At 66.0% G+C, this 5,962-nt stretch carries 6 protein-coding genes and 1 pseudogene; 4 read left to right on the top strand and 3 right to left on the bottom strand.

Features of this window, described 5'->3' with window-relative positions:
- Positions 1-96 precede the first annotated feature (96 nt).
- From ugpA to AB4Y99_RS24900, 4 genes are read left to right on the top strand one after another with little or no spacing between them, the layout of a single operon-like run.
- Positions 97-978: a sn-glycerol-3-phosphate ABC transporter permease UgpA gene (gene ugpA / locus AB4Y99_RS24885; protein WP_441525201.1), complete on the top strand. Its 882-nt coding sequence runs from the start codon at positions 97-99 to the stop codon at positions 976-978.
- Positions 978-1,727 (top strand): creatininase family protein, encoded by a 750-nt coding sequence (locus AB4Y99_RS24890; protein ID WP_113253535.1) that lies wholly within the window; start codon positions 978-980, stop codon positions 1,725-1,727. The genes ugpA and AB4Y99_RS24890 overlap by 1 nt, the downstream gene beginning before the upstream one ends.
- Positions 1,727-2,575: a sn-glycerol-3-phosphate ABC transporter permease UgpE gene (gene ugpE / locus AB4Y99_RS24895; protein ID WP_112761520.1), complete on the top strand. Its 849-nt coding sequence runs from the start codon at positions 1,727-1,729 to the stop codon at positions 2,573-2,575. Before AB4Y99_RS24890 ends, ugpE begins: the two co-directional genes overlap by 1 nt.
- Positions 2,576-2,582: 7 nt before the next feature.
- Positions 2,583-3,662, top strand: coding sequence for a sn-glycerol-3-phosphate import ATP-binding protein UgpC (locus AB4Y99_RS24900; RefSeq protein ID WP_142022337.1), 1,080 nt, complete (start codon positions 2,583-2,585; stop codon positions 3,660-3,662).
- Positions 3,663-3,785: 123 nt separating this feature from the next.
- Here the strand turns inward: AB4Y99_RS24900 and hemW are convergent, their stop codons facing one another.
- The 3 genes and pseudogenes from hemW to AB4Y99_RS24915 form a co-directional block, all read right to left on the bottom strand.
- Positions 3,786-4,985 (bottom strand): radical SAM family heme chaperone HemW, encoded by a 1,200-nt coding sequence (gene hemW / locus AB4Y99_RS24905; RefSeq protein ID WP_441525202.1) that lies wholly within the window; start codon positions 4,983-4,985, stop codon positions 3,786-3,788.
- A complete protein-coding gene (rdgB, locus tag AB4Y99_RS24910) occupies positions 4,982-5,629 on the bottom strand; it encodes an RdgB/HAM1 family non-canonical purine NTP pyrophosphatase (RefSeq protein WP_370954925.1) in 648 nt (215 codons plus the stop codon). The genes hemW and rdgB overlap by 4 nt, the downstream gene beginning before the upstream one ends.
- Before the next feature lie 2 nt (positions 5,630-5,631).
- Positions 5,632-5,962: pseudogene (locus AB4Y99_RS24915) on the bottom strand (ribonuclease PH); the annotation flags it as partial.

Genomic DNA, 5,962 nt, shown 5'->3' on the forward strand with positions numbered 1-5,962 from the left:
AGCGGACCGCGGCCCGCTGAGCGGTCGGCGCTCGCATATCCAAGGCCATCCCGGACCGATTCCGTCCGGGATGGCCGTCTCGTTCCAGGGAAGCCGATGCAGAAGAACGCATACTTCAAGGGGCTGACGATCCCCTTCCTGCTGCTTCTGCCGCAGCTCGCGATCACCATCGTGTTCTTCTACTGGCCGGCGACGCAGGCGGTCTGGCAGAGCTTTCTGCTCGAGGACGCCTTCGGCACCGCGACGCAATTCGTCTGGTTCGAGAACTACCAGACCCTCTTCGCCGACCCCGGCTATCTCAGGGCCTTCTTCAACACGCTCATCTTCTCGACCTTCGTCTGCGTGTTCTCGCTGTCGATCGCCCTGCTCTTCGCGGTGATGGCCGACCGGCAGATCCGCGGCGCCGAAATCTACAAGACCCTGCTGATCTGGCCCTATGCGGTGGCGCCCGCCATCGCCGGCGTGCTCTGGCTCTTCATGTTCGATCCCTCGCTCGGCATGCTCGGGCGCGGCCTGCAATCCCTGGGCATTGCGTGGAATCCGCGGCTCAACGGCAACCACGCCATGCTGCTGGTGATCCTGGCCGCCACCTGGAAGCAGATCAGCTACAATTTCCTGTTCTTCCTCGCCSGCCTGCAGTCGATCCCGAAGAGCGTGATCGAGGCGGCGGTGATCGACGGCGCCAAGCCGATGCGCCGCTTCTGGACCATCGTCTTCCCGCTGCTCTCGCCGACGACCTTCTTCCTGCTCACGGTCAACATCGTCTACGTCTTCTTCGACACCTTCGGCATCATCGACTCCGTCACCGGCGGCGGCCCCTCGGGCGCGACCGAGACGCTGGTCTACAAGGTCTTCGCCGACGGCAAGGGCGGCTCCAATCTCGGCGGTTCGGCGGCGCAGTCCGTGGTGCTGCTGGTCATGGTCATCGCGATGACGGCGGTCCAGTTCAAGTTCATCGAACGCAAGGTGAGCTACTGATGGCCTCCGTGCTCTGGATGGACCTGACTGCCGAGGAGTTGCGGGCCAAGGCGGCGGTGGATGCCGTCGTCGTCCTGCCGGTCGCCTCGATCGAGCAGCACGGCCCGCATCTGCCCGTCGGCGTCGACACGGTGCTCTGCGGCGGCGTCTGCAAGGCGGCGGCCGAGCGCGCTGATGATGTCGAGCTGGTTGTCGCGCCGACGCTCTGGTGCGGCATGGCCGAGCATCACATGGCCTTCGGCGGGACCTTCACCTTCGACATCCCGACCTATCGCGCGGTGCTCCTTTCCCTGCTGAAGAGCATCGAGCGTCATGGCTTCCACCGCGTGCTGATCGTCAACGGCCATGGCGGCAACATCGCCGCGCTCACCGCCTTCCTGCCCGACTTCGCCCGCGAGACGCGGCTGCATGTCGAGGCGACCACCTATTTCCTGCTGGCGCAGGACGCGCTCCCGTCGCTGCTGGAAGACCAGCAGGGGGTGCAGCACGCCTGCGAGGTCGAGACCTCGATGATGATGGTGCTGGCGCCAGGCTCGGTCCGCGAACCGCGCCTGACTGAAGCTTTCGGCGCGCGAGACGGCGCGCCCGGCCGGGCGACCGTCTCGCGGCACCGTTCTTTCCGTGAGATGACCGAGACCGGCGTGATCGGCGATGCCCGCCGTGCGAGCGTGGAAAAGGGCCGGGCCTGCCTCGATGCCTGCGCCGAGGCGCTGGCCGGGCTCTTGCGCGAGATGGGGAGGGCCGCCTGATGGTCGAGGACCGCCGCCTGGGCGACATGCTCGCCTACATCATCCTGACGATCGGTGTGCTGATCGTCGCCTTTCCGGTCTGGCTGACCTTCGTCGCCTCGACCTGGGACGCCTCGACCGTGATCAACGGCCATATGCCGCTCTATCCCGGGCCCTATTTCTTCGAGAACTACAACCGCATCCTGTTCATCGGCACGTCCAGCACGACGCGCGAGCCGGTGGTGCACATGCTGCTGAACTCCTTCATCATGGCGATGGCGATCGCGCTGGGGAAGATCTTCATCTCCGTGCTCTCGGCCTATGCGGTGGTCTATTACCGCTTCCCGTTCCGGATGACGGCGTTCTGGATCATCTTCGTCACGCTGATGCTGCCGGTCGAGGTCCGCATCTTCCCGACCTTCAAGATCGTCTCCGATCTGAACATGCTCGACACCTATCAGGGCCTCGCCATCCCGCTGATCGCCTCTGCGACCGGCACGCTGCTCTTCCGCCAGTTCTTCATGACGATTCCCGACGAATTGCTCGAAGCCTCCAAGATCGACGGCGCGGGCCCCTTCAAGTTCTTCAAGGACACGCTGCTGCCGCTCTCGATCACCACGATCGCGGCGCTCTTCGTCATCCAGTTCATCTATGGCTGGAACCAGTATCTCTGGCCGCTTCTGGTGACGACGAAGGACTCGATGCAGACCATCGTCATCGCCATCAAGAAGATGATCGTCACCGCCGACGCCCTGACGGAGTGGCAGCTCGCCATGGCCACCGCCATGCTGGCGATGCTGCCGCCCGTATTCGTCGTCATCGCCATGCAGAGGCTCTTCGTGAAGGGCCTCGTGGAAACCGAGAAGTAATCCGCGAATGGCTCAGGTCACTCTCAGCAACGTCAAGAAGGTCTATGCCGGCGGCGTCGAGGCCGTGAAGGGCGTCTCCTTCGACATCCCCGATGGCGGCTTCTGCGTGCTCGTCGGCCCCTCCGGCTGCGGCAAGTCCACGCTTCTGCGCATGGTCGCCGGGCTGGAGACGATCTCGTCGGGCGAGGTCGCGATCGGCGAGCGCGTCGTCAACCAGATCGAGCCGGCCGACCGCGACATCGCCATGGTGTTCCAGAACTATGCGCTCTATCCGCATATGAACATCTACGACAACATGGCCTATGGCCTGCGCAACCGCGGCACGCCGAAGGAGGAGATCGACAAGCGCGTGCGGGAAGCCGCGCGCATCCTCGCGATCGAGCCCTTCCTCGAGCGCCGGCCGCGCCAGCTCTCCGGCGGCCAGCGCCAGCGCGTCGCCATGGGCCGCGCCATCGTGCGCAAGCCGCAGGTCTTCCTCTTCGACGAACCGCTTTCCAACCTCGACGCCAAGTTGCGCGTGCAGATGCGCGTCGAGATCAAGAAGCTGCAGCGCGCGCTTGGCGTGACCTCGATCTACGTCACYCACGACCAGGTCGAGGCGATGACGCTCTCCGACAAGCTCGTGGTGATGAATGCCGGCCGGGTCGAGCAGATCGGCGTGCCGGCGGATGTCTATCGCAAGCCGGCGAGCAAGTTCGTCGCCACCTTCATCGGCTCGCCGCCGATGAACATCCTGCCGGGCCTCGTCGACGGCCACGGCATCGTCGCGCTGGGCGACACGGTGTTGCAGGTGCACGATTTGCGCGACGACCTGCCACCGCAGATGCCGGTCGAGGTCGGCCTGCGGCCGGAGGATATCGAGATCGTCTCCGACGATGATGCCGGTTCGCTGCCCTTCGACGTCGAGTTCATCGAGGAGCTCGGTGCGACCCAGCTCTTCCACGGCAAGCTCGCAGGCCAGCCCTTCGTGATGCAGGCGGCGACGGGCGACGTCCCGGCGCAGGAAGGCCGACTCTGGATCACGGTCGACCCCGGCAAGGTCCATGTCTTCGATCCGAAGACGGGCGTGCGGCTGGGGAAGGACTGAGCACGGCACAGCCGTCATGCTCGGGCTTGACCCGAGCATCTCATGACGCGGAGCTTCCGGAGTCTCGTCGTACCTGAGCTTCTCGGGTCTGCGCTGCGCTGCGCCCGAGAATGATGCCCTGTTTTAGGCCGCCAGATCGGCCACCAGCGCATCGAGCAGCAATGCGCCGTCCGGCGTTGCCGCGAGCCGGCCGCCTTGCCGGTGCATCAGCAGCTTCTCGTCGATCAGGCTGGCGATGCGCTTGGCGTTGAGTTCGCGTCCTGACAGCGCCTTGAACACCGTGGGATCGATCCCCTCGACGAGGCGAAGCCCCATCAGCAGGTATTCGTCGCCCTGCGCCTCTTCGCTCAAGCGCTCGTCCTCGACCAGCGCATGGCCTTCGGCCTCGACCCGTTCAAGCCAGATTTCCGGCCGCTTCTCGGTCGAATGCGCCATGCGGCCTTCCGCCGTCACCAGCCTGCCATGGGCGCCGGGGCCGATGCCGGCATATTCGCCATAGTGCCAGTAGACGAGGTTGTGCCGGCATTCCGCACCCGGCCGGGCATGGTTGGAGATCTCATAGACCGGCAGGCCGTGCTTGGCCGTGATCTCCTGCGTCGTCTCGTAAAGCGCGGCACCGGCATCGTGGTCGGGAATGGCGAGCTTGCCGGCCCGGAACAATCGCTCGAACGCCGTGCCAGGCTCGATCGTGAGCTGATAGAGCGAGAGATGCTCGGCCGCATGGCTGATCGCCAGTTCCAGCTCGGCGCGCCAAAGGGCCGGAGTCTGCAAGGGCGAGCGGGCATAGATCAGGTCGAAGGAATAGCGCTCGAAATATTGGCGCGCGATCGCCACCGCCGCCAGCGCTTCCTCAGCCGAATGCATCCGGCCGAGCGCCTTGAGATCGGCATCGTTCAGCGCCTGCACGCCGAGCGAGACGCGGTTGACGCCGGCCGCCCGGAAATCGCGGAAGCGCCCGGCCTCGACGCTGGTCGGATTGGCTTCGAGGGACACTTCGCAGTTGGTATCGACCGCCCAATGCTCGCCGATGGCGTCGAGGATCGCGCCGACGGTGCGGCCCTCCATCAGCGAGGGCGTGCCGCCGCCGAAAAAGATCGAGGACACCGTGCGGCCCGGCACCAGCGCGGCCCGATGCGCGATCTCGCGACGGAAGGCGGCGATGTAGCGGGCTTGGTCGGGTGGCTGCAGCCGGACATGGCTGTTGAAGTCGCAATAGGGGCACTTCGCCAGGCAGAAGGGCCAGTGCACATAGACGGCGAAGCCCGCATCCGCAGTCGGATGCAGGAGCGGTGGCCGCTGGGAAAGGGCGGCCCCGGCGCTCACGCCGGCTTCCTCAGGCAGGCGGCGGCGAGCGCATGGAAGGCGCGCGCGCGGTGCGACAGGCCGGGCGAACCGTCGGCCGGGACGCCGTGCTTCTCCTCAGCCGTCATCTCGCCGAAGGTCTTGTCATGGCCATCAGGCAGGAAGATCGGATCGTAGCCGAAGCCGCCCGCGCCCCGGACCCGCTCGGTGATCGTGCCGTAGACGCGGCCCTCGAACAATTCCTGGTGCCCGTCCGGCCAGGCGATGACCAGCGCCGAGACGAAATGCGCCTTGCGCTGCTCGGGCGCATGGGCGCCGCGCTTGGCGAGTTCCATCTGGACGCGGGCGATCGCCGGGGCGAAATCCTTGCCCGGCCCGGCCCAGTTGGCCGAGAACAGCCCGGGCGCGCCGTCGAGCGCGTCGATGCAGACGCCGGAATCGTCGGAGAGCGCGGGCAATCCACTCGCCTTGGTCGCGGCGACCGCCTTGATCGCCGCATTCTCTGAGAACATGTAGCCATCCTCGACCGGCTCGGGCAGGCCGAGCTCCCCAGCCGAGACCAGTTCGATGCCGTAAGGCGCCAGCAAGTCGCGCATTTCGCGCAGCTTGCCCTGGTTATGGGTCGCGATCACGACCTTGCCGGTGAGGAGGCGGTGGGTGGTCATCGTCAGGCCACCGCSGCCTTYTGCAGCGCGACGAGCTTGGAAACGCCGCCCTTGGCGAGCTTGAGCAGCGCGAGCAGTTCTTCTTCCGAGAACGGTGCGCCCTCGGCCGTGCCCTGCACCTCGACGAGGCCGCCGGAGCCGGTGATGACGAAATTCGCGTCGGTCTGCGCGCCGGAATCCTCGACGTAGTCGAGATCGATCACGGGCTGCCCGGCGACGATACCGCAGGAGACGGCGGCGACATGGTCCTTCAGCGGATTGGTGCCCTTGAGCAGGTTGCGGCCTTCCATCCATTTCAGCGCATCGTGCAGCGCGACCCAGGCGCCGGTGATC

Origin of the sequence: Allobosea sp. TAB14, assembly GCF_052113865.1 — a bacterium.
Classification (GTDB): Bacteria; Pseudomonadota; Alphaproteobacteria; order Rhizobiales; family Beijerinckiaceae; genus Allobosea; species Allobosea spartocytisi.

Bases quoted from the DNA above. Each gene is read 5' to 3' on its own strand.
- AB4Y99_RS24890 (WP_113253535.1), top strand. From the start codon at position 978: ATGGCCTCCGTGCTCTGGATGGACCTGACTGCCGAGGAGTTGCGGGCC.
- ugpE (WP_112761520.1), top strand. From the start codon at position 1,727: ATGGTCGAGGACCGCCGCCTGGGCGACATGCTCGCCTACATCATCCTG.
- rdgB (WP_370954925.1), bottom strand. From the start codon at position 5,629: ATGACCACCCACCGCCTCCTCACCGGCAAGGTCGTGATCGCGACCCAT.